The sequence below is a fragment of the Streptomyces sp. NPDC053560 genome (assembly GCF_044544605.1).
Lineage (GTDB): Bacteria > Actinomycetota > Actinomycetes > Streptomycetales > Streptomycetaceae > Streptomyces.
The window spans coordinates 383,386-409,697 of record NZ_JBITXI010000005.1 but is presented as its reverse complement, the minus strand read 5'-3'; the positions used below and the strand labels follow the sequence as shown (position 1 = coordinate 409,697).

General features: G+C 68.6%; 38 protein-coding genes. 35 read left to right on the top strand and 3 right to left on the bottom strand.

The features are described 5' to 3' along the window. Positions 1-27 precede the first annotated feature (27 nt). The 26 genes from rplV (at position 28) to truA (ending at position 14,811) form a co-directional block, all read left to right on the top strand. A complete protein-coding gene (gene rplV, locus ACIGQF_RS14510; protein WP_037772835.1) occupies positions 28-375 on the top strand; it encodes a 50S ribosomal protein L22 in 348 nt (115 codons plus the stop codon). Beyond that, positions 375-1,196 (top strand): 30S ribosomal protein S3, encoded by an 822-nt coding sequence (rpsC, locus tag ACIGQF_RS14505; protein ID WP_361558218.1) that lies wholly within the window; start codon positions 375-377, stop codon positions 1,194-1,196. The genes rplV and rpsC overlap by 1 nt, the downstream gene beginning before the upstream one ends. A gap of 5 nt (positions 1,197-1,201) precedes the next feature. Continuing rightward, positions 1,202-1,621 (top strand): 50S ribosomal protein L16, encoded by a 420-nt coding sequence (rplP, locus tag ACIGQF_RS14500; protein WP_052864765.1) that lies wholly within the window; start codon positions 1,202-1,204, stop codon positions 1,619-1,621. After that, positions 1,621-1,845 carry a 50S ribosomal protein L29 gene (gene rpmC / locus ACIGQF_RS14495; RefSeq protein ID WP_004950453.1) on the top strand — a complete coding sequence of 75 codons (225 nt, stop codon included), beginning with the start codon at positions 1,621-1,623 and terminating at the stop codon, positions 1,843-1,845. The genes rplP and rpmC overlap by 1 nt, the downstream gene beginning before the upstream one ends. Continuing rightward, positions 1,845-2,129 carry a 30S ribosomal protein S17 gene (gene rpsQ, locus ACIGQF_RS14490; protein WP_030619920.1) on the top strand — a complete coding sequence of 95 codons (285 nt, stop codon included), beginning with the start codon at positions 1,845-1,847 and terminating at the stop codon, positions 2,127-2,129. The genes rpmC and rpsQ overlap by 1 nt, the downstream gene beginning before the upstream one ends. Before the next feature lie 131 nt (positions 2,130-2,260). Beyond that, positions 2,261-2,629: a 50S ribosomal protein L14 gene (gene rplN / locus ACIGQF_RS14485; RefSeq protein WP_003974257.1), complete on the top strand. Its 369-nt coding sequence runs from the start codon at positions 2,261-2,263 to the stop codon at positions 2,627-2,629. Between the two features lie 3 nt (positions 2,630-2,632). After that, on the top strand, positions 2,633-2,956 hold the full coding sequence (gene rplX, locus ACIGQF_RS14480; protein ID WP_030062892.1) for a 50S ribosomal protein L24: 324 nt from the start codon (positions 2,633-2,635) through the stop codon (positions 2,954-2,956). Continuing rightward, entirely contained in the window at positions 2,956-3,516 is a 561-nt protein-coding gene (gene rplE, locus ACIGQF_RS14475; RefSeq protein ID WP_030262823.1) for a 50S ribosomal protein L5, read from the top strand. Before rplX ends, rplE begins: the two co-directional genes overlap by 1 nt. 5 nt (positions 3,517-3,521) lie before the next feature. Further along, entirely contained in the window at positions 3,522-3,707 is a 186-nt protein-coding gene (locus ACIGQF_RS14470; RefSeq protein WP_003956452.1) for a type Z 30S ribosomal protein S14, read from the top strand. A 239-nt stretch (positions 3,708-3,946) separates the two neighbouring features. Then, entirely contained in the window at positions 3,947-4,345 is a 399-nt protein-coding gene (rpsH, locus tag ACIGQF_RS14465; protein WP_260639342.1) for a 30S ribosomal protein S8, read from the top strand. A 22-nt stretch (positions 4,346-4,367) separates the two neighbouring features. After that, on the top strand, positions 4,368-4,907 hold the full coding sequence (gene rplF / locus ACIGQF_RS14460; protein WP_361558225.1) for a 50S ribosomal protein L6: 540 nt from the start codon (positions 4,368-4,370) through the stop codon (positions 4,905-4,907). A gap of 3 nt (positions 4,908-4,910) precedes the next feature. Next, positions 4,911-5,294 carry a 50S ribosomal protein L18 gene (gene rplR, locus ACIGQF_RS14455; RefSeq protein ID WP_361558228.1) on the top strand — a complete coding sequence of 128 codons (384 nt, stop codon included), beginning with the start codon at positions 4,911-4,913 and terminating at the stop codon, positions 5,292-5,294. A gap of 46 nt (positions 5,295-5,340) precedes the next feature. Beyond that, positions 5,341-5,946 carry a 30S ribosomal protein S5 gene (gene rpsE, locus ACIGQF_RS14450; protein ID WP_361558231.1) on the top strand — a complete coding sequence of 202 codons (606 nt, stop codon included), beginning with the start codon at positions 5,341-5,343 and terminating at the stop codon, positions 5,944-5,946. Beyond that, on the top strand, positions 5,943-6,125 hold the full coding sequence (gene rpmD, locus ACIGQF_RS14445; RefSeq protein ID WP_383411262.1) for a 50S ribosomal protein L30: 183 nt from the start codon (positions 5,943-5,945) through the stop codon (positions 6,123-6,125). Before rpsE ends, rpmD begins: the two co-directional genes overlap by 4 nt. Position 6,126: 1 nt before the next feature. Next, entirely contained in the window at positions 6,127-6,582 is a 456-nt protein-coding gene (gene rplO, locus ACIGQF_RS14440) for a 50S ribosomal protein L15 (RefSeq protein WP_346092392.1), read from the top strand. Positions 6,583-6,854: 272 nt separating this feature from the next. Next, the gene (gene secY, locus ACIGQF_RS14435) at positions 6,855-8,168 is read left to right on the top strand and encodes a preprotein translocase subunit SecY (protein WP_361558238.1); all 1,314 of its coding nucleotides are present in this window, start codon (positions 6,855-6,857) and stop codon (positions 8,166-8,168) included. After that, positions 8,168-8,824 carry an adenylate kinase gene (locus ACIGQF_RS14430; RefSeq protein ID WP_399709712.1) on the top strand — a complete coding sequence of 219 codons (657 nt, stop codon included), beginning with the start codon at positions 8,168-8,170 and terminating at the stop codon, positions 8,822-8,824. Before secY ends, ACIGQF_RS14430 begins: the two co-directional genes overlap by 1 nt. Before the next feature lie 138 nt (positions 8,825-8,962). Beyond that, positions 8,963-9,799, top strand: coding sequence for a type I methionyl aminopeptidase (map, locus tag ACIGQF_RS14425; protein ID WP_399709709.1), 837 nt, complete (start codon positions 8,963-8,965; stop codon positions 9,797-9,799). Positions 9,800-9,981: 182 nt separating this feature from the next. Further along, positions 9,982-10,203, top strand: a complete 222-nt coding sequence (gene infA, locus ACIGQF_RS14420; RefSeq protein WP_030262853.1) for a translation initiation factor IF-1 — start codon at positions 9,982-9,984, stop codon at positions 10,201-10,203. A gap of 59 nt (positions 10,204-10,262) precedes the next feature. After that, positions 10,263-10,376 (top strand): 50S ribosomal protein L36, encoded by a 114-nt coding sequence (gene rpmJ, locus ACIGQF_RS14415; protein ID WP_003956441.1) that lies wholly within the window; start codon positions 10,263-10,265, stop codon positions 10,374-10,376. A gap of 199 nt (positions 10,377-10,575) precedes the next feature. Beyond that, entirely contained in the window at positions 10,576-10,956 is a 381-nt protein-coding gene (rpsM, locus tag ACIGQF_RS14410; protein WP_030262856.1) for a 30S ribosomal protein S13, read from the top strand. 63 nt (positions 10,957-11,019) lie between these two features. Then, a complete protein-coding gene (gene rpsK, locus ACIGQF_RS14405; RefSeq protein ID WP_004571845.1) occupies positions 11,020-11,424 on the top strand; it encodes a 30S ribosomal protein S11 in 405 nt (134 codons plus the stop codon). Positions 11,425-11,451: 27 nt separating this feature from the next. After that, positions 11,452-12,078 (top strand): 30S ribosomal protein S4, encoded by a 627-nt coding sequence (rpsD, locus tag ACIGQF_RS14400; RefSeq protein ID WP_361558249.1) that lies wholly within the window; start codon positions 11,452-11,454, stop codon positions 12,076-12,078. A gap of 107 nt (positions 12,079-12,185) precedes the next feature. After that, positions 12,186-13,208: a DNA-directed RNA polymerase subunit alpha gene (locus tag ACIGQF_RS14395; protein ID WP_003956430.1), complete on the top strand. Its 1,023-nt coding sequence runs from the start codon at positions 12,186-12,188 to the stop codon at positions 13,206-13,208. Positions 13,209-13,390: 182 nt separating this feature from the next. Then, the gene (gene rplQ, locus ACIGQF_RS14390) at positions 13,391-13,885 is read left to right on the top strand and encodes a 50S ribosomal protein L17 (protein ID WP_361558252.1); all 495 of its coding nucleotides are present in this window, start codon (positions 13,391-13,393) and stop codon (positions 13,883-13,885) included. 74 nt (positions 13,886-13,959) lie between these two features. Then, positions 13,960-14,811, top strand: a complete 852-nt coding sequence (truA, locus tag ACIGQF_RS14385) for a tRNA pseudouridine(38-40) synthase TruA (protein WP_399709699.1) — start codon at positions 13,960-13,962, stop codon at positions 14,809-14,811. Positions 14,812-14,871: 60 nt separating this feature from the next. Here truA and ACIGQF_RS14380 read toward each other — a convergent pair whose 3' ends face one another. Further along, positions 14,872-15,711, bottom strand: coding sequence for a hypothetical protein (locus tag ACIGQF_RS14380; RefSeq protein ID WP_399709696.1), 840 nt, complete (start codon positions 15,709-15,711; stop codon positions 14,872-14,874). 109 nt (positions 15,712-15,820) lie between these two features. Between ACIGQF_RS14380 and ACIGQF_RS14375 the strand changes: the two genes are divergently transcribed. From ACIGQF_RS14375 to glmM, 6 genes are all read left to right on the top strand, one after another. Then, positions 15,821-17,440: an ABC-F family ATP-binding cassette domain-containing protein gene (locus ACIGQF_RS14375; RefSeq protein ID WP_399709693.1), complete on the top strand. Its 1,620-nt coding sequence runs from the start codon at positions 15,821-15,823 to the stop codon at positions 17,438-17,440. 72 nt (positions 17,441-17,512) lie between these two features. Then, positions 17,513-17,635 (top strand): hypothetical protein, encoded by a 123-nt coding sequence (locus ACIGQF_RS14370; RefSeq protein WP_399709690.1) that lies wholly within the window; start codon positions 17,513-17,515, stop codon positions 17,633-17,635. Positions 17,636-17,692: 57 nt separating this feature from the next. Beyond that, positions 17,693-18,880, top strand: a complete 1,188-nt coding sequence (locus ACIGQF_RS14365; protein WP_399709687.1) for a glycosyltransferase 87 family protein — start codon at positions 17,693-17,695, stop codon at positions 18,878-18,880. 203 nt (positions 18,881-19,083) lie between these two features. Continuing rightward, on the top strand, positions 19,084-19,527 hold the full coding sequence (rplM, locus tag ACIGQF_RS14360) for a 50S ribosomal protein L13 (RefSeq protein WP_346092403.1): 444 nt from the start codon (positions 19,084-19,086) through the stop codon (positions 19,525-19,527). Between the two features lie 43 nt (positions 19,528-19,570). Beyond that, on the top strand, positions 19,571-20,074 hold the full coding sequence (gene rpsI, locus ACIGQF_RS14355; protein ID WP_361558269.1) for a 30S ribosomal protein S9: 504 nt from the start codon (positions 19,571-19,573) through the stop codon (positions 20,072-20,074). A 153-nt stretch (positions 20,075-20,227) separates the two neighbouring features. After that, a complete protein-coding gene (gene glmM, locus ACIGQF_RS14350; protein ID WP_399709682.1) occupies positions 20,228-21,637 on the top strand; it encodes a phosphoglucosamine mutase in 1,410 nt (469 codons plus the stop codon). A 21-nt stretch (positions 21,638-21,658) separates the two neighbouring features. Here glmM and ACIGQF_RS14345 read toward each other — a convergent pair whose 3' ends face one another. Continuing rightward, a complete protein-coding gene (locus ACIGQF_RS14345; RefSeq protein WP_399709679.1) occupies positions 21,659-22,600 on the bottom strand; it encodes a DUF389 domain-containing protein in 942 nt (313 codons plus the stop codon). Between the two features lie 21 nt (positions 22,601-22,621). Next, positions 22,622-23,611 carry a type I pantothenate kinase gene (gene coaA / locus ACIGQF_RS14340; protein ID WP_361558278.1) on the bottom strand — a complete coding sequence of 330 codons (990 nt, stop codon included), beginning with the start codon at positions 23,609-23,611 and terminating at the stop codon, positions 22,622-22,624. 205 nt (positions 23,612-23,816) lie between these two features. Between coaA and ACIGQF_RS14335 the strand changes: the two genes are divergently transcribed. The 3 genes from ACIGQF_RS14335 (at position 23,817) to ACIGQF_RS14325 (ending at position 26,301) form a co-directional block, all read left to right on the top strand. Further along, positions 23,817-24,017: a hypothetical protein gene (locus ACIGQF_RS14335; protein ID WP_399710148.1), complete on the top strand. Its 201-nt coding sequence runs from the start codon at positions 23,817-23,819 to the stop codon at positions 24,015-24,017. 71 nt (positions 24,018-24,088) lie between these two features. After that, on the top strand, positions 24,089-25,936 hold the full coding sequence (glmS, locus tag ACIGQF_RS14330; protein ID WP_399709675.1) for a glutamine--fructose-6-phosphate transaminase (isomerizing): 1,848 nt from the start codon (positions 24,089-24,091) through the stop codon (positions 25,934-25,936). Then, on the top strand, positions 25,933-26,301 hold the full coding sequence (locus ACIGQF_RS14325) for a holo-ACP synthase (protein WP_361558284.1): 369 nt from the start codon (positions 25,933-25,935) through the stop codon (positions 26,299-26,301). The genes glmS and ACIGQF_RS14325 overlap by 4 nt, the downstream gene beginning before the upstream one ends. Positions 26,302-26,312 lie beyond the last annotated feature (11 nt).

Sequence of the window (26,312 nt, the reverse complement as noted above, 5' to 3'; positions counted from 1 at the left end):
ACTATGACTGACACCGAAGGGACAACCATGGAAGCCAGGGCCCAGGCGCGCTACGTGCGTGTCACGCCCATGAAGGCCCGCCGCGTGGTGGACCTTGTCCGTGGCATGGATGCCACGGAGGCTCAGGCGGTCCTGCGTTTCGCCCCGCAGGCCGCGAGCGTGCCGGTGGGCAAGGTGCTGGACAGTGCCATTGCCAACGCCGCGCACAACTACGACCACACGGACGCCTCCCAGCTGTTCATCAGCGAGGCGTACGTCGACGAGGGCCCGACCCTGAAGCGCTTCCGTCCGCGCGCCCAGGGCCGTGCCTACCGGATCCGCAAGCGGACCAGCCACATCACCGTGGTCGTCAGCAGCAAGGAAGGAACCCGGTAATGGGCCAGAAGGTAAACCCGCACGGGTTCCGGCTCGGCATCACCACGGACTTCAAGAGCCGCTGGTACGCCGACAAGCTGTACAAGGACTACGTCAAGGAAGACGTCGCCATTCGTCGCATGATGACGAAGGGCATGGAGCGCGCCGGTATCTCCAAGGTGGAGATCGAGCGCACCCGTGAGCGCGTCCGCGTTGACATCCACACCGCCCGTCCGGGCATCGTCATCGGCCGCCGCGGCGCCGAGGCCGACCGCATCCGCGGTGAGCTGGAGAAGCTCACCGGCAAGCAGGTCCAGCTGAACATTCTCGAGGTCAAGAACCCCGAGACTGACGCTCAGCTGGTCGCGCAGGCCGTCGCGGAGCAGCTGTCCTCGCGTGTCTCCTTCCGTCGCGCCATGCGTAAGAGCATGCAGTCGACGATGAAGGCCGGCGCCAAGGGCATCAAGATCCAGTGCGGCGGTCGTCTCGGCGGCGCCGAGATGTCCCGCTCGGAGTTCTACCGCGAGGGCCGTGTGCCCCTGCACACGCTCCGTGCGAACGTCGACTACGGCTTCTTCGAGGCCCGTACGACCTTCGGCCGCATCGGCGTGAAGGTCTGGATCTACAAGGGCGACGTCAAGAACATCGCCGAGGTTCGCGCGGAGAACGCCGCTGCCCGTGCGGGTAACCGCCCGGCCCGCGGTGGCAACGACCGCCCGCGTCGCGGTGGCGAGCGCGGTGGTCGCGGCCGCAAGCCGCAGCAGCAGAACGCCGCTGCCGAGGCCCCCAAGGCCGAGGCCGCTGCCGCTGCTCCGGCTGAGAGCACCGGAACGGAGGCCTGACCGACATGCTGATCCCTCGCAGGGTCAAGCACCGCAAGCAGCACCACCCCAAGCGCCATGGCATGGCCAAGGGTGGTACCGAGCTCGCTTTCGGTGAGTACGGTATCCAGGCCCTGACCGGGGCCTACGTGACGAACCGGCAGATCGAGTCCGCTCGTATCGCCATGACCCGTCACATCAAGCGTGGCGGCAAGGTGTGGATCAACATCTACCCCGACCGTCCGCTGACGAAGAAGCCTGCCGAGACCCGCATGGGTTCCGGTAAGGGTTCTCCGGAGTGGTGGGTCGCGAACGTCAAGCCCGGCCGGGTGATGTTCGAGCTGTCCTTCCCGAACGAAAAGGTTGCCAAGGAGGCGCTGACCCGCGCCGCCCACAAGCTTCCGATGAAGTGCCGCATCGTGCGGCGCGAGGCAGGTGAGTCGTGATGGCGGCCGGTACCAAGGCGACCGAGCTGCGCGAGCTGAACAACGAGGACCTCGTTGCGAAGCTTCGTGAGGCCAAGGAGGAGCTGTTCAACCTCCGCTTCCAGGCGGCGACCGGACAGCTTGAGAACCACGGCCGGCTGAAGGCCGTCCGCAAGGACATCGCCCGGATCTACACCCTGATGCGTGAGCGCGAGCTCGGCATCGAGACGGTGGAGAGCGCCTGATGAGCGAGACGAATGTGACTGAGAAGAAGCAGGAGCGCGGCTTCCGCAAGACCCGTGAGGGTCTGGTCGTCAGCGACAAGATGGACAAGACCGTCGTCGTCGCCGTCGAGGACCGCGTCAAGCACGCGCTGTACGGCAAGGTCATCCGTCGTACCAACAAGCTCAAGGCGCACGACGAGCAGAACGCCGCGGGTGTCGGCGACCGTGTCCTCCTCATGGAGACCCGGCCGCAGTCCGCGACGAAGCGCTGGCGCGTCGTCGAGATCCTCGAGAAGGCCAAGTAATTCCCTTTAGGGAATTCAGGCAAGCACATCCCCCCGAGGGGGATTCCCTCGGAAAAGTTCCGCCAGGCTCGGCAGGGACGCACCACTAGGAGCGTCCCTGCCGGGAACCGGCAGACGATCAGGAGATAGACGTGATCCAGCAGGAGTCTCGGCTGCGCGTCGCCGACAACACGGGTGCGAAGGAAATTCTCACCATCCGTGTTCTCGGTGGCTCGGGCCGACGCTACGCGGGCATCGGTGACGTCATCGTCGCCACCGTGAAGGATGCGATCCCCGGTGGCAACGTGAAGAAGGGTGACGTCGTCAAGGCGGTCATCGTGCGCACCGTGAAGGAGCGCCGCCGTCCCGACGGTTCGTACATCCGCTTCGACGAGAACGCGGCCGTCATCCTCAAGAACGATGGCGACCCCCGCGGCACCCGTATCTTCGGCCCCGTGGGCCGTGAGCTGCGCGAGAAGAAGTTCATGAAGATCATCTCGCTCGCGCCGGAGGTGCTGTAACCGATGAAGATCAAGAAGGGCGACCTGGTCCAGGTCATCACCGGTAAGGACAAGGGCAAGCAGGGCAAGGTCATTCAGGCCTTCCCCCGCGAGGACCGCGTCCTGGTCGAGGGTGTCAACCGGGTCAAGAAGCACACCAAGGCCGGCCAGACCGCTCGTGGTTCGAAGACCGGCGGCATCGTGACGACCGAGGCCCCGATCCACGTGAGCAACGTTCAGCTCGTGGTGGAGAAGGACGGCAACAAGGTCGTCACCCGCGTCGGGTACCGCTTCGACGACGAGGGCAACAAGATCCGCGTTGCCAAGCGGACCGGTGAGGACATCTGATGACTGCCACCACCAACGCACCGCGCCTCAAGCAGCGCTACCGCGAAGAGATCGCCGGGAAGCTGAAGGACGAGTTCTCGTACGAGAACGTCATGCAGATCCCCGGCCTGACCAAGATCGTGGTCAACATGGGTGTGGGCGACGCCGCCCGCGACTCCAAGCTGATCGAGGGCGCCATCCGCGACCTCACCACGATCACCGGCCAGAAGCCGGCCGTGACCAAGGCCCGTAAGTCCATCGCGCAGTTCAAGCTGCGTGAGGGCCAGCCGATCGGTGCCCACGTCACCCTCCGCGGTGACCGCATGTGGGAGTTCCTGGACCGCCTGCTGTCGCTCGCGCTGCCGCGCATCCGCGACTTCCGTGGTCTGTCGCCGAAGCAGTTCGACGGCCGCGGCAACTACACCTTCGGTCTCACGGAGCAGGTCATGTTCCACGAGATCGACCAGGACAAGATCGACCGCACCCGGGGTATGGACATCACCGTGGTCACCACGGCGACCAACGACGACGAGGGCCGTGCCCTTCTGCGTCACCTCGGCTTCCCGTTCAAGGAGGCGTGAGCGAGATGGCGAAGAAGGCTCTGATTGCCAAGGCTGCTCGTAAGCCCAAGTTCGGTGTGCGTGCGTACACCCGCTGCCAGCGCTGCGGCCGTCCGCACTCCGTCTACCGCAAGTTCGGCCTCTGCCGCGTGTGCCTTCGTGAGATGGCTCACCGTGGCGAGCTGCCGGGCGTGACCAAGAGCTCCTGGTAATTCCCTACTTGGGAATTTCTGGAGACTCTCGGTAAGCAGCCGGACGGCGGGGGCCTACCCCTTCATCACCTAGAGTGGAAGGGTTGGGCGCCCGCCGCCCGAGACCGACCGCGGACCTCGCGTCCGCTCAAAGTCGCTTACTACGCCGTAGGTCCCCGTGCCGCACCCGTCCCGCCAAGGAGTGGGGAGAGGGATGGCGCATATAGGAAACCCCGGCGAGAGAGGCCGAAGGCCAATTCATGACCATGACTGACCCCATCGCAGACATGCTGACCCGTCTGCGGAACGCGAACTCGGCGTACCACGACACCGTCGTGATGCCGCACAGCAAGATCAAGTCGCACATCGCGGAGATCCTCCAGCAGGAGGGCTACATCACCGGCTGGAAGGTCGAGGACGCCGAGGTCGGCAAGAACCTCGTCCTCGAGCTGAAGTTCGGCCCGAACCGCGAGCGCTCGATCGCCGGCATCAAGCGGATTTCGAAGCCGGGCCTGCGGGTCTACGCAAAGTCCACCAACCTGCCGAAGGTCCTCGGCGGCCTGGGCGTGGCGATCATCTCCACGTCCCACGGTCTCCTGACCGGTCAGCAGGCCAGCAAGAAGGGTGTAGGCGGAGAAGTTCTCGCCTACGTCTGGTAACCAGGGAACGGAGGAATAGCTAATGTCGCGTATTGGCAAGCTGCCCATCCAGGTTCCCGCTGGTGTGGACGTCACCATCGACGGCCGGACGGTCTCCGTGAAGGGCCCCAAGGGTTCCCTTCAGCACACCGTCGCCGCGCCGATCGATGTCGCCAAGGGTGAGGACGGCGCCATTGCCGTCACCCGCCCGAACGACGAGCGTCAGAACAAGGCCCTGCACGGCCTGTCCCGCACGCTGGTGGCGAACATGATCACCGGCGTGACCCAGGGCTACAGCAAGGCGCTCGAGATCAGCGGTGTGGGTTACCGCGTCCAGGCGAAGGGCTCCAACCTGGAGTTCTCGCTGGGCTACAGCCACCCGATCCTGGTCGAGGCCCCCGAGGGGATCTCGTTCAAGGTCGAGTCCCCGACCAAGCTCAGCGTCGAGGGCATCGACAAGCAGAAGGTCGGCGAGGTCGCCGCGAACATCCGCAAGCTGCGCAAGCCCGACCCGTACAAGGCCAAGGGCGTCAAGTACGCCGGCGAGGTCATCCGCCGCAAGGTCGGAAAGGCTGGTAAGTAAGCCATGGCATACGGTGTGAAGATCGCGAAGGGCGACGCCTACAAGCGCGCCGCCGCTAAGCGTCGCCACATCCGCATCCGCAAGCGGATTTCGGGTACCCCGGAGCGTCCTCGTCTGGTCGTGACGCGCTCCAACCGTGGCATCACTGCGCAGGTCATCGACGACATCAAGGGCCACACCGTGGCCTCGGCGTCGAGCCTGGACGCGTCGATCCGCGGTGGCGAGGGCGACAAGAGCGCCCAGGCGAAGCAGGTCGGCGCCCTGGTCGCCGAGCGTGCCAAGGCTGCCGGTGTCGAGGCCGTCGTGTTCGACCGTGGTGGCAAGCAGTACGCAGGGCGGATTGCCGCTCTGGCCGACGCCGCCCGCGAAGCCGGGCTGAAGTTCTGAGCCCCGGTTCCGTAGCTAGCGGACGTAACAGAGAGAGGTAATTCCAATGGCTGGACCCCAGCGCCGCGGTGGCGGCGCCGGTGGCGGCGAGCGGCGGGACCGTAAGGACCGGCGGGACGGCGGCGCAGCTGCCGAGAAGACCGCCTACGTCGAGCGTGTTGTCGCCATCAACCGTGTCGCCAAGGTTGTGAAGGGTGGTCGTCGCTTCAGCTTCACCGCGCTGGTCGTGGTGGGCGACGGTGACGGCACCGTGGGTGTCGGTTACGGCAAGGCCAAGGAGGTGCCGGCCGCCATCGCCAAGGGCGTTGAGGAGGCCAAGAAGCACTTCTTCAAGGTCCCCCGTATCGCCGGCACCATCCCGCACCCCATCCAGGGCGAGAAGGCCGCGGGCGTCGTCCTGCTCAAGCCTGCTTCCCCCGGTACCGGTGTGATCGCCGGTGGCCCGGTGCGCGCCGTGCTCGAGTGCGCCGGCATTCACGACGTGCTGAGCAAGTCGCTCGGTTCGTCGAACCCGATCAACATCGTGCACGCCACGGTGACGGCGCTCCAGGGCCTCAAGCGGCCCGAGGAGATCGCTGCCCGTCGTGGTCTGCCGCTGGAGGACGTTGCTCCCGCCGCTCTGCTGCGGGCGCGTGCCGGGGTGAACGCGTGATGCGCATCAAGATCACCCAGACCAAGTCCTACATCGGTAGCAAGCAGAACCACCGTGACACGCTGCGTTCGCTCGGCCTCAAGCGGCTGAACGACAGCGTCGTGCGGGATGCCCGTCCCGAGGTCGTCGGCATGGTGCACACCGTGCGTCACCTCGTGACGGTCGAGGAGGTCGACTGACATGGCGGAGAACAACCCGCTGAAGGTCCACAACCTCCGTCCTGCCCCGGGCGCCAAGACCGCCAAGACCCGTGTGGGTCGTGGTGAGGCGTCCAAGGGTAAGACCGCTGGTCGTGGTACCAAGGGCACGAAGGCCCGTTACCAGGTTCCGGAGCGCTTCGAGGGTGGGCAGATGCCCCTCCACATGCGCCTCCCGAAGCTGAAGGGCTTCAAGAACCCCGCCCACAAGCAGTTCCAGGTCGTGAACCTGGAGAAGCTGGCCGCGCTCTACCCGCAGGGTGGCGAGGTCACGGTGGCCGACCTGGTCGCCAAGGGCGCGGTGCGCAACAACGAGCTCGTCAAGGTCCTGGGCCAGGGCGAGATCTCCGTGGCGCTGCAGGTGACGGTCGACGCCGTCTCCGGCTCCGCCAAGGAGAAGATTGCCGCCGCGGGCGGCAGCGTCACCGAGCTGCTCTGACGCGGCTCGCACGCGAGTGAATCAACTGACCGGGGATGCCCACGAATTGGGGCATCCCCGGTTGGTCGTTCCAAGGGGGGCATGGTCGCCGGTAAGGTGGCGTGCACTATTGCTGTACTTTCGCCGGGGACTGCCGCGTCGGGTACCTGATGCGGCGGGCCGCGGAGAATACGCCGCGTGGCCGGGGGCCACGCGGTTTTCGGCCGCTCAGTATTCGTAGATCCTCAAGACCGTCACCTCTCGCCCACGAGGCGGGGGGCGCAGGAGGCACCGTGCTCACCGCGTTCGCCCGAGCGTTCAAGACGCCCGACCTGCGCAAGAAGCTGCTGTTCACGCTGGGCATCGTGCTGGTGTATCGGCTCGGGGCGCACGTACCGGTTCCGGGAGTCAACTACTCCAATGTCGAAGCCTGCATGAAGCAGGCCGGCTCCGGTAGTGGGCTTTTCGGTCTGGTGAACATGTTCAGCGGCGGTGCGCTGCTCAAGATCACACTTTTCGCGCTGGGGATCATGCCGTACATCACGGCAAGCATCATCCTTCAGCTGCTCACCGTGGTGATCCCACGGCTGGAGGCCCTGAAGAAGGAGGGGCAGTCCGGGCAGGCGAAGATCACGCAGTACACCCGGTACCTCACCGTGGCGCTGGCCATCCTTCAGGGCACCGGCCTCGTGGCCACCGCCCGCAGTGGCTCGCTGTTCAGCACCTGCACCCTGCGCAACGAGATCATTCCGGACCCCGCGATCTTCACGACCATCACGATGGTCATCTGCATGACCGCCGGCACCGGCGTCGTCATGTGGCTGGGTGAGCTCATCACCGACCGCGGTATCGGCAACGGCATGTCGATCCTGATGTTCATCTCGATCGCCTCCGGCTTCCCGGCCGCGCTGTGGCAGATCAAGGTGTCCGGCAAGCTCGCCGACGGCTGGATCGAGTTCGGCTCCGTGATCGCGATCGGACTCGTCATGATCGCGCTGGTGGTCTTCGTCGAGCAGGCTCAGCGCCGTATTCCGGTGCAGTACGCCAAGCGGATGATCGGTCGTCGTTCGTACGGCGGAACGTCCACCTATATCCCGCTCAAGGTGAACCAGGCAGGTGTGATTCCTGTCATTTTCGCGTCGTCGCTGCTCTACATCCCGGCGCTGATCGCGCAGTTCAGTGGCTCCAAGGCCGGCTGGGCCACGTGGCTTCAGACACATTTCCAGCGCGGAGATGGCCCGGTTTACATCGTTACGTACTTCCTGCTGATCGTGTTCTTCGCCTTCTTCTACGTCGCCATCTCCTTCAACCCCGAAGAAGTTGCCGACAACATGAAGAAGTATGGTGGCTTCATCCCGGGTATCCGGGCTGGTCGCCCGACGGCCGAGTACCTCAGCTACGTGCTCAACCGGATCACGTGGCCGGGCTCGCTGTATCTGGGTCTCATCGCACTGGTGCCGACCGTGGCGTTGGTGCTCTTCAACGCGGACCAGAACTTCCCGTTCGGCGGGACGAGCATCCTGATCATCGTGGGTGTGGGTCTGGAGACCGTGAAGCAGATCGAGAGCCAGCTTCAGCAGCGTAACTACGAAGGGTTCCTCCGCTGATGCGAATCGTCCTCGTCGGTCCTCCTGGGGCAGGCAAGGGTACGCAGGCTGCGTACCTCGCCGAGAACCTCGCCATCCCGCACATCTCCACGGGTGACCTGTTCCGCGCCAACATCAGCCAGGGCACCGAGCTCGGCAAGGCGGCCAAGGCCTACATGGACGCGGGCAACCTGGTGCCGGACGAGGTCACGATCGGCATGGCCAAGGACCGCATGGAGCAGGCCGACGCGGCGGACGGCTTTCTGCTGGACGGCTTCCCGCGCAACCTCGCGCAGGCCAAGGCGCTGGACGGGATCCTGGAGGACGCCGGCCTGAAGCTGGACGCGGTGCTTGACCTGGAGGTCCCGGAGGACGAGGTCGTCAAGCGGATCTCCGGCCGCCGGATGTGCCGCAAGGACGGCAAGCACATCTTCCACGTCGAGTACAGCCCGTCGAAGACCGACGGCAGCTGCGACATCTGCGGCGGCGACCTGTACCAGCGCGAGGACGACCGCGAGGAGACCGTGCGCAAGCGGCTGGAGGTCTACCACACGGAGACCGAGCCGATCATCGACTACTACAAGGCGCAGGACCTCGTGGTGACCATCCCGGCGCTCGGGAAGGTCGACGAGGTCACGCAGCGGGCCATGGGCGCGCTGGAGCGCGACGCCGCGTAGGCGGTACGCACCGGCTCTTCGATACGGCCGCGGCACCCGGCAGGGGCGCCGCGGCCGTATCGTGTACGGGAGCGGCTTTTCGGGGCCGCCCACAAAGAAGAAACGTTCGAGTCGTCGGTTCAGGAAGGCGTCAGCTCAATGCTGGAGATCAAGACCCCCGAGCAGATCGCGAAGATGCGCGAGGCGGGGCTGGTCGTCGCCGCTATCCACGCCGCCACCCGTGAGGTGGCCGTGCCCGGAGCCACCACCAAGGACCTGGACGACGCCGCTCGCAAGGTGCTCGCCGAGCACGGCGCGAAGTCGAACTTCCTCGGCTACGGCGGCTTCCCCGCGACGATCTGCACGTCGGTGAACGACGTGGTCGTGCACGGTATCCCGTCCGCCGACACCGTGCTGCAGGACGGCGACATCATCTCCATCGACTGCGGCGCCATCGTCGACGGCTGGCACGGCGACGCCGCGTACACCGCCTTCGTGGGCTCCGGTCACTCCGCGGAGCTGGTCGAGCTCAGCCGGGTGACCGAGGAGTCGATGTGGGCCGGCATCGCCGCGGTCCGCAAGGGCAACCGCCTGGTCGACATCTCCAAGGCCATCGAGGGCTACATCAAGCGCCAGCCGCGCCCCTCCGCCGGCAAGTACGGCATCGTCGAGGACTACGGCGGCCACGGCATCGGGTCCCAGATGCACATGGACCCGCACCTGCTGAACTACGTCGACCGCAAGCGCGGCCGCGGCCCCAAGCTGGTCCCGGGCTTCTGCATCGCCATCGAGCCGATGGTCAACCTCGGCACCGCGAAGACCCACGTCCTCGAGGACGACTGGACCGTAAAGTCGAACGACGGCGGCTGGTCCTCGCACTGGGAGCACTCGGTCGCGCTGACCGAAGAGGGCCCGCTGGTCCTGACGGCTCCGGACGGCGGCAAGGCCAAGCTGGCGGAGCTGGGCATCGAGACCGCTCCCGATCCCCTGGCGTAACTCCGGAGCCCCTGGCGTAACGATCTCCCAGGCTGGGCAATAATCGTGGATTCGTCTTTTCGGGTGCGCTGACGTAGACTGACGCGTCGGCTCTCGTGCATCTGCATGCCTGCGTCCTCGGACGCGGGAATCGGGTGATTCTGACGAGAGCTGATCAAGGTAGCCGATTCGAAGGGCGAAGCGTGGCCAAGAAGCAAGGTGCCATCGAGATTGAGGGCACCGTGATCGAGTCCCTCCCGAACGCGATGTTCAAGGTGGAGCTTCAGAACGGTCACCAGGTCCTCGCGCACATCAGTGGCAAGATGCGGATGCACTACATCCGCATCCTCCCGGATGACCGGGTCGTCGTGGAGCTTTCTCCGTACGACCTGACGCGTGGGCGGATCGTCTACCGCTACAAGTAGATCTTGCCCGCGCCCCGCTCCCGTGGGGCAAGGCACTGACCCGGAGAACCTCACATCCCATGAAGGTCAAGCCGAGCGTCAAGAAGATCTGCGACAAGTGCAAGGTGATCCGCCGCCACGGCCGGGTCATGGTCATCTGCGACAACCTGCGCCACAAGCAGCGCCAGGGCTGACGCACGCCGACCTGCATTTCGCAGTTCTTCGCGCGACGCAAGCGATACGTACATACGCAGAGCCCGTCCGGCCGTAATGGCCGACGACACCTCCGGCGGGGGCCGGAGACCTGGGCCGTACCACTGCTCCGAGAAGCGAGCGGTCGGCGGTCAGGAACGACTCTGCGGAAGACCCCCGATTCAACACAGGAGCCATTCGATGGCACGCGTTTCAGGTGTTGACATCCCGCGCGAAAAGCGTGTGGAGGTCGCCCTCACCTACGTCTTCGGCATCGGCCGCACGCTGGCGAAGCAGACCCTCGCCGCTGCCGGTGTCGACCCGAACACCCGCGTTCGTGACCTTCCCGAAGAGGACCTGGTCAAGATCCGCGAGTACGTGGACGCCAACCTCCAGACCGAGGGTGACCTCCGTCGCGAGATCCAGGCCGACATCCGCCGCAAGGTCGAGATCGGCTGCTACCAGGGCCTGCGCCACCGTCGTGGCCTGCCCGTCCACGGCCAGCGCACCAGCACGAACGCTCGTACCCGCAAGGGCCCGCGTCGCGCGATCGCCGGCAAGAAGAAGCCGGGCAAGAAGTAGTCCTCAGCGGACGCTTATCAGCGGTCTTCGCTGTAGGACCGACCACCTCCACGGGAGTAATTCATGCCTCCGAAGGGCCGTACGGCCGGCGCCAAGAAGGTGCGCCGCAAGGAGAAGAAGAACGTCGCCCACGGGCACGCTCACATCAAGAGCACGTTCAACAACACGATCGTTTCGATCACCGACCCCACCGGCAACGTGATTTCCTGGGCTTCGGCCGGTCACGTGGGCTTCAAGGGTTCGCGCAAGTCCACCCCGTTCGCCGCGCAGATGGCCGCCGAGTCGGCCGCGCGTCGCGCGCAGGAGCACGGCATGCGCAAGGTCGACGTCTTCGTCAAGGGTCCCGGCTCCGGCCGTGAGACCGCGATCCGCTCCCTCCAGGCCACCGGCCTCGAGGTGGGTTCGATCCAGGACGTCACCCCGACCCCGCACAACGGCTGCCGCCCGCCGAAGCGCCGCCGCGTCTGACCCGCTGAAGTAGGAGACAACTAGACAATGGCGCGTTACACCGGGGCCGACTGCAAGCGTTGCCGTCGGGAGAAGCAGAAGCTCTTCCTCAAGGGGAGCAAGTGCGAGAGCGCAAAGTGCCCGATCGAGATCCGTCCTTACCCCCCGGGTGAGCACGGTCGCGGGCGCACCAAGGACAGCGAGTACCTGCTGCAGCTGCGTGAGAAGCAGAAGTGCAGCCGTATCTACGGTGTTCTTGAGAAGCAGTTCCTTGGGTACTACAAGGAGGCGAACCAGAAGACCGGCAAGACCGGTGAGAACCTGCTTCGCATCCTTGAGACCCGGCTGGACAACGTGGTCTACCGCGCGGGCTTCGCGAAGTCCCGTGACCACGCCCGTCAGCTGGTCCGTCACGGCCACATCAACGTGAACGGCCGCAAGACCGACATCCCGTCGGCTCGCGTCTCCGTGAACGACATCATCGAGGTCCGCGAGGGCTCTCGGAACCTGACCCCCTTCCAGGTGGCGCAGGCCGAGGCCGGCGAGAAGACCGTCCCGGCGTGGCTGGAGGCGATCCCCTCGAAGCTCCGGATCCTCGTGCACTCCCTGCCCGAGCGCCCGGTGATCGACACCCAGGTGCAGGAGCAGCTGATCGTCGAGCTCTACTCCAAGTAGTAGGGATCTGCGGTCGCGGGCGGTACGGGCTCTTTCGGGCCGTACCGCCCGTACCCTTGTAGTGACTGGCATCAAATAGCGGGTGCCAAGACTGGAGGCAACACCTCATGCTGATCGCTCAGCGTCCTTCGTTGACCGAAGAGGTCGTCGACGAGTACCGCTCCCGGTTCGTGATCGAGCCGCTGGAGCCGGGCTTCGGTTACACCCTCGGCAACTCCCTGCGTCGTACGCTCCTCTCCTCGATTCCGGGTGCGGCGGTCACGTCCATCCGTATCGACGGTGTCCTGCACGAGTTCACCACCGTGCCGGGCGTCAAGGAGGACGTCACCGACCTCATCCTCAACATCAAGCAGCTGGTCGTCTCCTCGGAGCACGACGAGCCGGTCGTGATGTACCTGCGCAAGCAGGGCCCCGGCCTGGTGACCGCTGCCGACATCGCGCCCCCGGCCGGTGTCGAGGTCCACAACCCGGACCTGGTCCTCGCCACGCTGAACGGCAAGGGCAAGCTGGAGATGGAGCTGACCGTCGAGCGCGGTCGCGGCTACGTCTCCGCGGTCCAGAACAAGCAGGTGGGCCAGGAGATCGGCCGTATCCCGGTCGACTCCATCTACAGCCCCGTGCTGAAGGTCACCTACAAGGTCGAGGCGACCCGTGTCGAGCAGCGCACCGACTTCGACAAGCTGATCGTCGACGTCGAGACCAAGCAGGCCATGCGCCCGCGCGACGCCATGGCGTCCGCCGGTAAGACCCTGGTCGAGCTGTTCGGTCTGGCGCGCGAGCTCAACATCGACGCCGAGGGCATCGACATGGGCCCGTCTCCCACGGACGCCGCCCTGGCCGCCGACCTGGCGCTGCCGATCGAGGAGCTGGAGCTCACCGTTCGGTCGTACAACTGCCTCAAGCGCGAGGGCATCCACTCCGTGGGTGAGCTCGTCGCCCGCTCCGAGGCCGACCTGCTCGACATCCGCAACTTCGGTGCGAAGTCGATCGACGAGGTCAAGGCGAAGCTGGCCGGCATGGGCCTGGCCCTCAAGGACAGCCCGCCCGGATTCGACCCGACCGCCGCCGCGGACGCCTTTGGCGCCGACGACGACGCGGACGCGGGTTTCGTCGAGACCGAGCAGTACTGATCCGCCTACGGCGGGGGGCCGACCCATGCGGTCGGCTGCCCCGCCGTCGGGGCTGAGGCCTTGTCCTCAATCGCCGGACGGGCTTTCTGTTCGGCAGCACGGAAACTTCCGACGGGCGCCCGCCCGATCGGTAACTGACACCGGTACCTGACACGGCCGGTGCAGAGTGAAGGAGAAACACCATGCCGCGTCCCGCCAAGGGAGCCCGTCTGGGCGGCAGCGCCGCGCACGAGCGTCTTCTGCTCGCGAACCTCGCGAAGTCGCTGTTCGAGCACGGCCGCATCACCACGACCGAGGCCAAGGCCCGCCGCCTGCGCCCCGTCGCGGAGAAGCTGATCACCAAGGCGAAGAAGGGCGACATCCACAACCGTCGCCTGGTGCTCGCGACGATCACGGACAAGAGCGTCGTCCACACGCTCTTCACCGAGATCGCCCCGCGCTACACCGAGCGCCCGGGTGGCTACACCCGCATCACCAAGATCGGCAACCGTCGTGGCGACAACGCCCCGATGGCCGTCATCGAGCTGGTCGAGGGCGAGATCGCCAAGAAAGCCACCGTCGACGAGGCCGAGGCCGCGACCAAGCGCGCGGTGAAGGAGGCCGACGAGGCCGCCAAGGCCGAGGAGACCAAGGACGAGGCCGCCGAGGCCCCGGCCGAGGAGTCCAAGGACGCCTGAGCCTGATCCAGGCCGCTGAACGGGCCCGTTCCCCGCTGGGGGAGCGGGCCCGTTCCGCTTGAGAGGATGGTCGCGTGAGCGATGAGGTGGAGCCCGGGTTCGTCCGGGTGCGGCTGGATCTTTCCTACGACGGCAAGGACTTCTCCGGCTGGGCGAAGCAGCGGGAGCGGCGGACGGTCCAGGGGGAGATCGAGGACGCGCTGCGCACCGTGATGCGGGCGTCGGAGACGTACGAGCTGACCGTGGCGGGGCGGACCGACGCGGGCGTGCACGCCCGGGGGCAGGTGGCCCAGGTGGACCTGCCGCAGGAGCTGTGGGCCGAGCACGGCGACAAGCTGCGCCGGCGGCTCGCCGGGCGGCTCCCGAAGGACGTACGGATCTGGCGGGTGAGCGAGGCGCCGGCCGGCTTCAACGCGCGGTTCTCGGCGATCTGGCGCCGGTACGCGTACCGGGTCACCGACCACCCCGGCGGCGTCGACCCGCTGCTGCGCGGGCACGTGCTCTGGCACGACTGGGACCTGGACGTCGCGGCGATGAACGAGGCGTCGCAGGCGCTGCTGGGCGAGCACGACTTCGCGGCGTACTGCAAGCGGCGCGAGGGCGCCACGACCATCCGTACGCTCCAGGAGCTGAGCTGGGAGCGCGGCGCGGACGGGATCATCACGGCGACGGTGAAGGCGGACGCCTTCTGCCACAACATGGTGCGCTCGCTGGTGGGCGCGCTGCTGTTCGTCGGGGACGGGCACCGGCCCGTGGAGTGGCCGGGCAAGGTGCTCGCGGCCGGGGTGCGGGACTCGGCGGTGCACGTCGTACGGCCGCACGGGCTGACCCTGGAAGAGGTCGGCTACCCGGCCGACGAGCTGCTGGCCGCCCGCAACAAGGAAGCGCGGAACAAGCGGACCCTGCCGGGCGCGGGCTGCTGCTGAGCGCGGGGGCGGGGCCGTGCGCGGGGGCGGGGCCGTGCGCCCCGCCCGCCGCGGCCGGCCTCAGTCCTGGAGCTGCTTCTTCGCCGCCACGTCGGCCTGGTCGCGGCCGCGCTGCATGACCCGGCTCCAGGCGTACGCGGCACCGTCCCGGCTCGCCTGCAGGGCCTTGGTCTCGCTGGTGACGACGGGCTTGCCGTTGAGGTAGCCGGCGATCGTGAAGTACGCGTACCGGCCGGCCGAGTTCGCCGAGGTCCGGCAGTCGGTGCCCTGGCAGAACGGAGCGACCTCGCCGCCGGCGAGCGCCGCGAGGTTGGGCTTGTACTCCTCCTTCACCGCGGCCGCCGCTGCCTTGGTGTCGAACCGGGCGATGCCCACGGTCACCGCCACGCCGTCCCGGGAGAACGTGGCGCGCAGCAGCTTCTCGCAGCCGTGCTTCTTCAGGACCGCGCCGAGGCCGCCCTGGGCGACGCTCGCGCAGCTGTCGGTGCTGCTGGTGGTGGCCTTCGGGTAGACGCGGTCGCCGGCCTTCAGCTGCTTGTCGGGGAAGAGCGAGGCGGCGGTGAGCGGCGCGGTGTCCTTCTTGCTGTCGGTGATGTAGTCCATCGGGTCCGGCGGGGGCGGGACCGTGACGTCGGAGAAGGTGGGCTTCGGGTCGTCCGGCTCGTCGGGAAGCTTCTCCGGTGAGGGGAGCGAGGACGGCTTGCCGTTGTCGTTGCCGGCGATCACGGCGGTGGCGACGATGCCGGCCACCGCCAGGGTGGCCACGGCGCCGCCGCCGATCAGGAGCCAGCGTCTGCGCTTGCCGCGTGCTTCGCTCTGTTCCGCCAGTGCGGCCCAGTCCGGAGTGGACGACGGACCGGATCCCCCGGGGCCGAACGGCCCCCCTTCCCCAAAGCTCATGGCGCGCATCCTAATGCGCACAGGTCACAGAAGGACTTCGGCCGCCGGACGGGCGGGCTCGGGGAAACCCGTTTGTTCCGTGTGGTGCCCCGGGCCGAGAATTCCCCGTATGGGACATGTGGAAGCGGGACATCTGGAGTACTACCTGCCGGACGGGCGGGTGCTGCTGGCCGACGTCTCCTTCCGGGTGGGCGAGGGCGCCACGGTCGCCCTGGTCGGGGCGAACGGCGCGGGCAAGACGACGCTGCTGAAGCTGATCGCGGGGGAGCTGCAGCCGCACGGCGGCGCGGTGACGGTCACCGGCGGGCTGGGCGTGATGCCGCAGTTCGTGGGTTCGGTGCGGGACGAGCGGACCGTGCGGGACCTGCTGGTGTCGGTGGCCCCGCAGCGGCTGCGGACGGCCGCGAAGGCCGTGGACGAGGCCGAGCACGCCGTCATGACCGTGGACGACGAGGCCGCGCAGATGGCGTACGCGCAGGCGCTGAGCGACTGGGCCGAGGCCCGCGGGTACGAGGCCGAGACGGTCTGGGACATGTGCACCATGGCCGCGCTCGGTGTGCCGTACGAGAAGGCGCAGTGGCGGCAGGTGCGGACGCTCTCCGGCGGTGAGCAGAAGCGGCTCGTGCTGGAGTCGCTGCTGCGCGGCCCGGAGGAGGTGCTGCTGCTGGACGAGCCGGACAACTATCTGGACGTGCCCGGCAAGCGCTGGCTTGAGGAGCAGCTGCGGGAGACGAAGAAGACGGTCCTGTTCGTCAGCCACGACCGGGAGCTGCTGGCCCGTTCCGCCGAGAAGATCGTCAGCGTCGAGCCGGGCCCGGCGGGCAGCGACGTCTGGGTGCACGGCGGCGGCTTCGGCACGTACCACGAGGCCCGCAAGGAGCGCTTCGCGCGCTTCGAGGAGCTGCGGCGGCGCTGGGACGAGAAGCACGTACAGCTGAAGCAGCTGGTCCACACGCTGAAGAACAAGGCGGCCTACAACGACGGCCTGGCCTCGCGCTATCAGGCCGCCCAGACGCGGCTGCGGAAGTTCGAGGAGGCGGGGCCGCCGCAGGAGCCGCCGCGCGAGCAGGAGATCACCATGCGGCTGCGCGGCGGCCGCACCGGCGTCCGGGCCGTGACCTGCGAGAACCTCGAACTGACGGGGTTGATGAAGCCCTTCTCCCTGGAGGTCTTCTACGGCGAGCGGGTCGCGGTGCTGGGCTCGAACGGCTCGGGCAAGTCCCACTTCCTGCGCCTCCTCGCCGGGGAAGACGTGGCGCACACCGGCGCGTGGAAGCTCGGCGCCCGCGTCGTACCGGGCCACTTCGCCCAGACCCACGCCCACCCGGAGCTGGAGGGCCGCACCCTCCTCGACATCCTCTGGACCGAGCACGCCAAGGACCGCGGCAAGGCGATGAGCGCGCTGCGCCGGTACGAGCTGGAGCGCCAGGCCGAGCAGCGCTTCGACCGCCTCTCCGGCGGCCAGCAGGCCCGCTTCCAGATCCTCCTGCTGGAGCTGGCGGGAACGACGGCGCTGCTGCTGGACGAGCCGACCGACAACCTCGACCTGGAGTCCGCGGAGGCGCTGCAGGAGGGGCTGGAGGCGTATGAGGGGACGGTGCTGGCGGTGACGCACGACCGGTGGTTCGCGCGCTCCTTCGACCGGTATCTGGTCTTCGGCTCGGACGGCCGGGTCCGGGAGACATCGGAGCCGGTGTGGGACGAGCGGCGGGTGGCGCGGGAGCGGTAGCCGGCAGGCCCGAGGGGTCTGGGGTGTCCCCAGAGGGAGGGGCTGGAGGCGTATGAGGGGACGGTGCTGGCGGTGACGCACGACCGGTGGTTCGCGCGCTCCTTCGACCGGTATCTGGTCTTCGGCTCGAACGGCCGGGTCCGGGAGACGCCGGAGCCGGTGTGGGACGACTGGGGGTCCCTCCCTGCTCCTTGAGAGCTTGGGGGAGTGTCGAGCGGGAGCGGTGACGCGGGCGCCTTCTAGTCTGGCCGCGTGACGGCGGAGGACAAAGCGGGGCAATCGCCCAGAGTGGCGTGGCTGCTGCGGCCCGCTCCCTGGCCGCTGCGGGCCGTCGCCGCGGGGCTGACGGCCGTGGTGGTCGTGGCGACCGTACGGCGCGGCGGTCACCTCGGCATGGACAACGCCTTCGCGGTGAAGGCGGCGCGGGCGCTGCTGGACGGCGGCGCGCCGTATGCCGACAAGCGGTTCCTCTACCTGCCGGGGGCGGTGCTCGCGGCCGTGCCCGAGGCGCTGCTGCCCGAGCGGTGGCTGCCGTGGCTGGTGCCGGCGGCCGGGGTCTGTCTCGTCCTGCTGGGCTGGTTCCTGAGCCTGCGGATCTTCGGCGTACGTGCCGACAGCCGGCTCGCGGTGCTGGTCGTGGCCGCGCTGCCGTTCTTCCAGCCGTTCCGCAACCTCGTCACGCTCGGCAACTGGACGCTCGCCTCGGTCGTGGCGCTGCCGCTCGCGCTGCTACTGGCCCGCCGCGCGCGGTGGACGGCGGCGGGCGCGGTGATCGGGTGCGCGCTGGCCCTGAAGCCGATGCTGCTGCCGGTCCTGCTGCTGTTCGTCCTCGCCCGGCGGTGGGGCGCGCTGGCCGCCGCGGTCGCCGTGCCGGTGGCCGTGTCCCTGGCGGCGGCGCTGGTGATGCCGCGGCCCGGCATGTTCCTCACCCGTACGCTGCCGTTCCTCCTCCGCGGCCAGGACGCCTTCGCGCGGCCGTACGACGCCTCGCTCGGCGCGGTCCTGACCAGGCTCGGGGTGCCGCCGGCGCCGGCCTACGGGCTGGCGGTGGCGGCGGCCGCCGCGGGCGTGCTCTGCGCGTACCTGCGCTGGCGGCGGGGGGACGAGGGGCCGCTCCGGCTCGTCGAGACCGCGGCGATGCTGCTGCTCGCGGCCTTCCTGGTGTCCCGGCCGTCCTTCGACCACTATCTGCTGGTGGTGCTGGGGCCCCTGCTGGCCTCTGTTGTGGTGCCCGGCGCCGTGCCCCGTACGGTGTGGTTCTGGGCCGCTCTCGTGCCGCAGGTCGCCGGGCTGGACTGGCCGTATCTGGAGGACGTCAGGCGGCGGGCCTTCAAGGACGCGGTGATGCTGTGGGCGCTCGCCGCGGTGGTCGCCTGCGCCTGTCTGCGCCGCCCGGACCGGAGTGGCGGGGACCGGACCCCCGTACCGGGCGCGTTTTGACCCGCCTGGGGGAGGCCCGGTATTCTGCCTGTTTGTTATGCGTATTGGCTTGCTCTATCTCACGTGAGGGGCCCTTACGCCGGTCCACCGGACCGATGACCGACGGCAGGCGATGGGTTGCGTCACCCGGAGCCGCCACTCCCGGCTCGTCGTCCGAAGCGGCCCAGTACAGGTCCCAATCACTTAGAAGCGAAGGCTAAAACGTGCGTACGTTCAGCCCCAAGCCCGGCGATGTCCAGCGCCAGTGGCACATCATTGACGCGCAGGACGTTGTCCTGGGCCGTCTGGCATCTCAGGCCGCGTCCCTCCTGCGGGGCAAGCACAAGCCGGTCTACGCCCCTCACGTCGACACCGGTGACTTCGTCGTCATCATCAACGCCGACAAGGTGCACCTGTCCGGCAACAAGCGCGAGCAGAAGATGGCCTACCGCCACTCCGGCTTCCCGGGTGGTCTGCGCTCCGTCCGTTACGACGAGCTGCTCGACAAGAACCCCGAGAAGGCTGTCGAGAAGGCCATCAAGGGCATGCTTCCCAAGAACACCCTGGGCCGTCAGATGCTCTCGAAGCTGAAGGTCTACGCGGGCGCCGAGCACCCGCACGCTGCTCAGCAGCCGGTCCCGTTCGAGATCACCCAGGTCGCGCAGTAAGTCCGGCCACACCCCCTAAGACGAAGAGAATCTGAGGAGCATCGTGGCTGAGACCACCGCCGAGACCCCGCTCGAGGTCGAGGAGTACACCACCGAGACCGAGGCGCCGCTGGAGGGTGAGTACACCTCCGAGTCGCTCGCCTCCCGCTTCGGTGACCCGCAGCCGGCCGCCGGCCTGGGCCGTCGCAAGAACGCCATTGCCCGCGTCCGGATCATCCCCGGCACCGGCCAGTGGAAGATCAACGGCCGCACCCTTGAGGGCTACTTCCCGAACAAGGTGCACCAGCAGGAAGTCAACGAGCCCTTCAAGGTGCTCGAGCTGGACAACCGCTACGACGTTGTCGCCCGCATCTCCGGCGGCGGCATCTCCGGCCAGGCCGGCGCGCTGCGCCTGGGCGTGGCCCGTGCGCTGAACGAGGCGGACGTCGAGAACAACCGCGGCCCGCTGAAGAAGGCCGGCTTCCTGAGCCGCGACGACCGTGCGGTCGAGCGCAAGAAGGCCGGTCTCAAGAAGGCCCGCAAGGCGCCGCAGTACAGCAAGCGCTAATTGCCGCTTGCTGCGATGCGCAGCTGTTTGGAACGCCCCGGTGGCACTTCTCGTGCCGCCGGGGCGTTCGGCTATCCGGGGACCAGATAGGCGTATACCTGTACAGAACGGTCATAACGGTCTGGTCCAAGCGAAATGACTCGGAGGACACCAGTGGGACGACTCTTCGGCACGGACGGGGTACGCGGTGTCGCCAATGCGGACCTGACGGCGGAGCTGGCGCTCGGGCTGTCGGTCGCTGCGGCGCACGTCCTGATGGAGGAGCCGGGGCGAGGCCCCGTCCAGCTGGGGCGGCGGTCGGGTGACGGGCGGGACAGCACTTTTGAAGATCACCGGCCGGTGGCCGTGGTCGGACGCGATCCGCGGGCGTCGGGGGAGTTCCTGGAGTCCGCCGTGGTGGCGGGGCTGGCCAGCGCGGGCGTGGACGTGCTGCGGGTGGGCGTGCTGCCGACCCCGGCGGTGGCGTACCTCACCGGCGCGCTCGGCGCCGACCTGGGCGTGATGCTCTCCGCCAGCCACAACCCGATGCCCGACAACGGCATCAAGTTCTTCGCGCGCGGCGGGCACAAGCTCCCCGACGAGCTGGAGGACCGGATCGAGAGCATGTACCGCGGCCACGCCTCCGGCGAGCCGTGGGACCGTCCGACCGGCGCGGGCGTGGGCCGGGTCATGGACTACGCCGAGGGCTTCGACAACTACGTCGCGCACCTGGTCGGCGTGCTCCCGAACCGCCTGGACGGCCTGAAGGTCGTCATCGACGGGGCGCACGGCGCCGCGGCGCGGGTCTCCCCGGAGGCCTTCGCGCGGGCGGGCGCCGACGTCATCACGATCGGCACCGACCCCGACGGCCTGAACATCAACGACGGCTGCGGCTCCACCCACCTCGACAAGCTGCGGGCCGCCGTGGTCGAGCACGGTGCCGACCTGGGTGTCGCGCACGACGGTGACGCGGACCGCTGCCTGGCCGTGGACCACGAGGGCAACGAGGTCGACGGCGACCAGATCCTCGCCGTGCTCGCGCTGGGCATGCGGGACGCCGGCACGCTGCGGCAGAACACCGTCGTCGCCACCGTCATGTCCAACCTGGGCTTCAAGCTGGCGCTGGAGCGGGAGGGCATCGAACTGGTGCGCACCGCGGTCGGTGACCGGTACGTCCTGGAGGAGATGAAGGCGCAGGGCTTCGCGCTGGGCGGCGAGCAGTCCGGGCACGTCATCGTGCTGGACCACGCCACGACCGGGGACGGCACGCTGACCGGTCTGATGCTGGGGGCGCGGGTCGCCGCGACCGGCCGCTCGCTGGCCGAGCTGGCGGGCGTCATGGAACGGCTGCCGCAGGTCCTGATCAACGTCCCGGACGTGGACAAGTCCCGGGTGACGACCTCCGCCGAGCTGTCGGCCGCGGTGACCGACGCGGAGCGGGAGCTGGGCGCGACCGGCCGGGTGCTGCTGCGCTCCTCCGGTACGGAGCCGCTGGTCCGGGTCATGGTCGAGGCGGCCGACCTGGAGCAGGCGCGCGCCGTGGCGGGGCGGCTGGCCGACGTGGTGAAGTCGGCGCTGGGCTGACCCCGCGGTGGAGCCGTGGCCTCAGGCCTTCCGGACGGCACGCCGGCGTTGCCGTGCCCAGAAGAACTTCTGGGTGAGCAGCGTCAGCGTGCCGGCGATGACGATGCCGCCGAGGTTCAGCAGCAGCTGCTGGCTGGAGCCCCAGGTCTGGTGGTAGTCGCCGTAGAGGAAGGCCACCGCGGCGTTGGAGGCGGCCGGCACGGTCGTCACCGAGATCGCGACGCCGACCAGCGCGCCGGACTTCGCCGAGGTCAGGGAGAGCGTGCCGGCGATCCCGGCGAGGAACGCCACCACGAAGGACATCGGGTCAGGCTGCCAGATGAAGGACGTGTTGGGCCGGTCGGCCTCGACCTGCCGTTCGCTGAAGAGGTCCAACGCGTCCATGAGGTAGCTGAAGCCGACGGTCAGGACCATCGCCAGCGCGAAGCCGACGAGCAGCGCGATCAGTGAGCGCCAGGCGAGGCGCGGGGCGCGCTGCACCAGTGCCGTACAGACACCGGCGAGCGGGCCGAACTCGGGTCCGACGGCCATCGCGCCCACGATGAGCAGCGCGTTGTCCAGCACCACACCGCAGGCCGCGAGCATCGTCGCCAGTGTCAGGAAGGCGACGTAGGTGACGGTGAGTGTGGACTCCTCGTGCGTGGCCTCGCCGAGCTGTTCCCACAGGACGGCGTCCGCGCCCTCGCCCGGCGCGTCCTCCTCGGCCCGGACGGCGCGTCGGGACAGCGACAGGTCGATGTCCTCGACGGCGATCGATCCGCAGTCGTCGATGCCGCGTTCGCGCAGTCCGCGCAGCAGCTCGTCCCCGGCCTCCCGGGCGACGTCGCAGGTGATCACGTCACCGGCCGGGTCCAGCGCGGCACCCTTGAGTACCACCAGGTGCGTGGTGCCGACCGTGCGCCGGAGCAGACCGGTCACCTCCTCTGTGCGGTCGGCCGGGACGATCAGGCGCAGGTGCAGCACGGCGGCATTCCTCGGGGAGTGTCAGAGTTTGCGCAGCGAGAGGCGCTGCACCTTGTGGTCCGGTCCCTTGCGGAGCACGAGGTTCGCGCGCCCGCGGGTCGGGGCCACATTCTGCTCCAGGTTCGGCTTGTTGATGGTGCGCCAGTTGAGCCGGGCGTAGTCCAGCGCCTCCTCCTCCGACACCTGCGCGTACTTGCGGAAGTAGGAGAAGGGATTCTGGAAGGCGGTCTCGCGCAGCTTGCGGAACCGGCCCAGGTACCACTGCTCGATGTCCTCCGTACGGGCGTCCACGTACACCGAGAAGTCGAAGAAGTCGGCGAGGCCGAGCCGGGTGCGGCCGTCCTTGCCGGGCAGCGCGGGCTGGAGGACGTTCAGTCCCTCGACGATGAGGATGTCCGGGCGGTGCACGGTCAGCCGCTCGCCGGGCACGATGTCGTAGATGAGGTGGGAGTAGACCGGTGCGGTGACCTCGGCCTTGCCGGACTTCACGTCGGCCACGAAGCGGGTCAGGGCGCGCCGGTCGTAGGACTCGGGGAAGCCCTTCCGGGACATCAGGCCGCGCCGGTGCAGTTCGGCGTTGGGCAGCAGGAAGCCGTCGGTGGTCACCAGCTCCACCCGCGGGTGGTCGGGCCAGCGGGCCAGCAGCGCCTGGAGCAGGCGCGCGGTGGTGGACTTGCCGACCGCGACGCTGCCGGCGACGCCGATCACGAACGGCGTGCCCTCCTGGGCGCCGTGCCCCTCCCGGTCCCCGAGGAAGGTGTTCAGGGCACCGCGGAGGCTGCTGGTGGCCCCGAAGTAGAGGTTCAGCAGCCGGGAGAGCGGCAGGTAGACGTCGCGCACCTCGTCCAGGTCGATGACGTCGCCCAGGCCACGCAACCGTTCGACCTCATCTGCCGTCAAGGGGAGCGGGGTCTTCTCGCGCAGGGCACTCCACTCCGCGCGGGTCATGTCGACGTACGGCGTGGCGTCGGCGCGGCGTCGTTGCTGCGGCTGCTCTGTCGTCATGGGCACGTCGCCCATTGTCCGCAGCCGGCCGCCACGGCTCATCCCGGGGGGTGGCGGAATACCGCATGTCTATACCAATCAGGCAATTCCCGGTACCGTCCGTCGCGGGGGAACGCGTCAATCACTGCGTCGCGAGAAATGGGGGGTGGGCACAGTGACACGCCTGCTCGATTACGTACGGCAGCGGCAGAAGAGAACCGTTGCCGAAGAGGTGAGAGTGCCGGCGCAGGGCGGCGGCCACGCCGGCCTGGTGCACAGCGAACTGGCCGCCGAACTGCCCGACGAGGACCTGGGGGAGGAGCTGGCGGACTGCCTGGTCCTGTACGAGATGGGCAGCAAACCGCGCTGCGAAGAGGTGGAATTCCTCGAACTGGTCCAGGAGGCCATCGACCGGATCGAGGAAAATCAATGAGCCGGACGGCCCCCGGCCGATGACCCGTACGGCACCGGGGCAATGATCCGCGCGCGCCGTAGGCTGCCTCCATGTGCGGAATCGTGGGATACGTGGGAGCCCAGTCGGCCCTTGACGTCGTACTGGCCGGACTGAAGCGGCTGGAGTACCGCGGCTACGACTCGGCGGGCGTCGCCGTGCTCGCCGACGGCGGCCTGGCGGCGGCGAAGAAGGCCGGCAAGCTCGCCAACCTGGAGAAGGAACTGGCCGTGCGTCCGCTGCCGGCCGGCAACACGGGCGTCGGGCACACCCGGTGGGCCACGCACGGCGGGCCCACCGACGCCAACGCCCATCCTCATCTGGACAACGCCGGACGGGTCTCGGTGGTGCACAACGGCATCATCGAGAACTTCGCCGCGCTGCGCGCCGAACTGACCGACCGCGGCCACGAACTGGCCTCCGAGACGGACACCGAGGTGACCGCCCACCTGCTGGCCGAGGCCTTCTCCTCGTGCGGCGACCTCGCCGAGGCGATGCGGCAGGTCTGCCGCCGGCTGGAGGGCGCGTTCACCCTCGTGGCCGTGCACGCCGACGCGCCGGACGTGGTGGTCGGCGCCCGCCGCAACTCCCCGCTGGTCGTCGGCCTCGGCGAGGACGAGGCGTTCCTCGCCTCCGATGTGGCCGCCTTCATCGCGCACACCCGCGAGGCCGTCGAACTGGGCCAGGACCAGGTCGTCGAGGTCCGCCGGGACGGCGTCCAGGTCACCGACTTCGACGGCCGCCCGGCCGAGGTGCGCCCGTACCACGTCGACTGGGACGCCTCGGCCGCCGAGAAGGGCGGCTACGACTACTTCATGCTCAAGGAGATCGCCGAGCAGCCCAAGGCCGTCGCGGACACCCTCCTGGGGCGGATCGGCGCGGACGGGCGGCTGTCGCTGGACGAGGTGCGCATCCCGGACGGGGTGCTGCGGGAGGCGCAGAAGGTCGTCATCGTGGCGTGCGGCACGGCCTTCCACGCCGGGCTGATCGCCAAGTACGCCATCGAGCACTGGACGCGCATCCCGTGCGAGGTCGAACTCGCCAGCGAGTTCCGCTACCGCGACCCGATCCTGGACCACCGCACGCTGGTCGTCGCGATCTCCCAGTCCGGCGAGACCATGGACACCCTGATGGCGCTGCGGCACGCCCGTGAGCAGGGCGCCAAGGTACTCGCCATCTGCAACACCAACGGCTCCACCATTCCGCGCGAGTCCGACGCCGTGCTCTACACGCACGCCGGGCCCGAGGTCGCCGTCGCGTCCACGAAGGCGTTCCTCACCCAGCTCGTCGCCTGCTACCTGGTCGCGCTCTACCTGGGCCAGGTGCGGGGCACGAAGTGGGGCGACGAGATCCGGGCCGTGGTCAAGGAGCTGGCCGAGATCGGCACCCAGGTGGACGAGGTGCTGGGCACGATGGAGCCGGTACGGGAGCTGGCCCGTGGCCTGGCCGACAAGCGGACCGTGCTCTTCCTCGGCCGCCACGTGGGCTACCCGGTCGCCCTGGAGGGCGCGCTGAAGCTCAAGGAGCTGGCGTACATGCACGCCGAGGGGTTCGCGGCGGGCGAGCTGAAGCACGGGCCGATCGCGCTGATCGAGGAGGACCTGCCGGTGGTGGTGATCGTGCCGTCGCCGCGCGGCCGCTCCGTCCTGCACGACAAGATCGTCTCCAATATCCAGGAGATCCGGGCCCGCGGCGCCCGCACCATCGTCATCGCCGAGGAGGGCGACGAGACGGTCGTGCCGTACGCCGACCACCTCGTCCGCATCCCCGTGACGCCGACCCTGCTCCAGCCGCTGGTGGCCACCGTGCCGCTGCAGGTCTTCGCCTGCGAGCTGGCCACGGCCCGCGGCAACGAGGTCGACCAGCCGCGCAACCTCGCCAAGTCGGTGACCGTCGAATGATCATCGGGGTCGGCATCGACGTCGCCGAGATCGACCGGTTCGCCGCCGCGCTGGAGCGCACGCCCCAGATGCTGGACCGGCTCTTCGTCGACAGCGAGCGGTACCTGCCCGGCGGCGAGCCGCGCGGCGTCGCCTCCCTCGCGGCCCGGTTCGCCGCGAAGGAGGCGCTGGCCAAGGCGCTGGGCGCGCCGCGCGGGCTGCACTGGACGGACGCGGAGGTGTACGTCGAGGACAGCGGACAGCCGCGCCTGCGGGTGCGGGGCACGGTCGCGGCGGCCGCGCAGGAGCGGGGCGTGCAGTCCTGGCACATCTCGCTCAGCCATGACGCGGGGGTGGCTTCGGCTGTGGTGATCGCGGAGGGATGAGGCGCACGGGG